The sequence below is a fragment of the Pseudomonas linyingensis genome (genome assembly GCF_900109175.1).
In the GTDB taxonomy this organism is placed as follows: Bacteria; Pseudomonadota; Gammaproteobacteria; order Pseudomonadales; family Pseudomonadaceae; genus Geopseudomonas; species Geopseudomonas linyingensis.
In genome coordinates, this window is the sequence record NZ_FNZE01000042.1 from 1 (window position 1) to 1,171 (window position 1,171).

2 protein-coding genes and 1 pseudogene are annotated in these 1,171 nt (G+C 69.0%); all 3 read left to right on the forward strand.

Annotation, left to right across the window (positions count from 1 at the left end; genetic code table 11):
• Window positions 1–108 (forward strand): aldehyde dehydrogenase family protein (locus BMZ19_RS22315; protein ID WP_139214727.1); only part of this gene is annotated, 108 nt, incomplete at its 5' end.
• 7 nt (window positions 109–115) lie between these two features.
• On the forward strand, window positions 116–982 hold the full coding sequence (locus tag BMZ19_RS22015) for an alpha/beta fold hydrolase (protein ID WP_090313891.1): 867 nt from the start codon (window positions 116–118) through the stop codon (window positions 980–982).
• Window positions 979–1,171, forward strand: a pseudogene (locus BMZ19_RS22020) (2-oxopent-4-enoate hydratase); the annotation flags it as partial. The gene BMZ19_RS22015 and the pseudogene BMZ19_RS22020, both read left to right, overlap by 4 nt.

Sequence of the window (1,171 nt, forward strand, 5' to 3'; positions counted from 1 at the left end):
CTGCGCACCGCCTTCGGCGGCGCCAAGCAGTCGGGCATCGGTCGCGAAGGCGGGGTGCACTCGCTGGAGTTCTACACCGAGCTGAAGAACATCTGTGTGAAGCTGTGAGGCGAGCATGAATCAAGCAGTGCAAAGTCCCGAGATCGGCCGCGAGATCCTCGCCGCCGGCTACCGAACCAACCTGCATGACCAGGGCGAAGGCTTCCCGGTCCTGCTGATCCACGGCTCCGGCCCCGGCGTCACCGCCTGGGCCAACTGGCGCGGGATCCTCCCGCAGCTGGCGCAGACGCGCCGGGTGATCGCCCCGGACATGCTCGGCTTCGGCTACAGCGAACGGCCGGCCGATGCGCAGTACAGCCAGCAGCGCTGGGTCGAGCATGCCATCGGCGTGCTCGACGCCCTCGGCATCGAGCAGGCCGACATCGTCGGCAACTCGTTCGGCGGCGGCCTGGCGCTGGCCCTCGCCATCCGCCACCCCGAGCGCGTGCGCCGACTGGTGCTGATGGGCAGCGTCGGCGTCAGCTTCCCGATCACCGCGGGCCTGGAGACGGCCTGGGGCTACACCCCCTCGCTGGCCAACATGCGCCAGCTGCTCGACCTGTTCGCCTGGGACCGCCACCTGGTCAACGACGAGCTGGCCGAGCTGCGCTACCAGGCCAGCATCCGCCCGGGCTTCCAGGAGTCGTTCGCCGCGATGTTCCCGCCGCCGCGGCAGAACGGCGTCGACGACCTGGCCAGCAGCGAAACCGACATCCGCGCCCTGCCCCACGAGGCGCTGGTCATCCACGGCCGCGAGGACCGCATCATCCCGCTCGAGGCCTCGCTGCGTCTGGCCGAGCTGCTTCCCAACAGCCAGCTGCACGTCTTCGGCCACTGCGGCCACTGGACCCAGATCGAACATGCCGGCCGCTTCGCCCGCCTGGTCGAGGACTTCCTCGCCGAGGCCGACGCTGCCGCCAACCTTCAGGAAAAATGCGCATGAACCAAGAACTGATCCAACAGCTCGGCGACGAGCTCTACCAGGCCATGCAGAGCCGCGAGACCGTGGCGCCGCTGACCAGCCGCTTCGACCTGACCATCGACGACGCCTACCAGATCTCCCTGCGCATGCTCGAGCGCCGCCTGGCCGCCGGCGAGCGCATCATCGGCAAGAAGATCGGCCTGACCAGCA

Excerpts from the sequence above, each read along its gene's own strand:
- BMZ19_RS22015 (WP_090313891.1), top strand. The coding sequence starts at position 116 with ATGAATCAAGCAGTGCAAAGTCCCGAGATCGGCCGCGAGATCCTCGCC.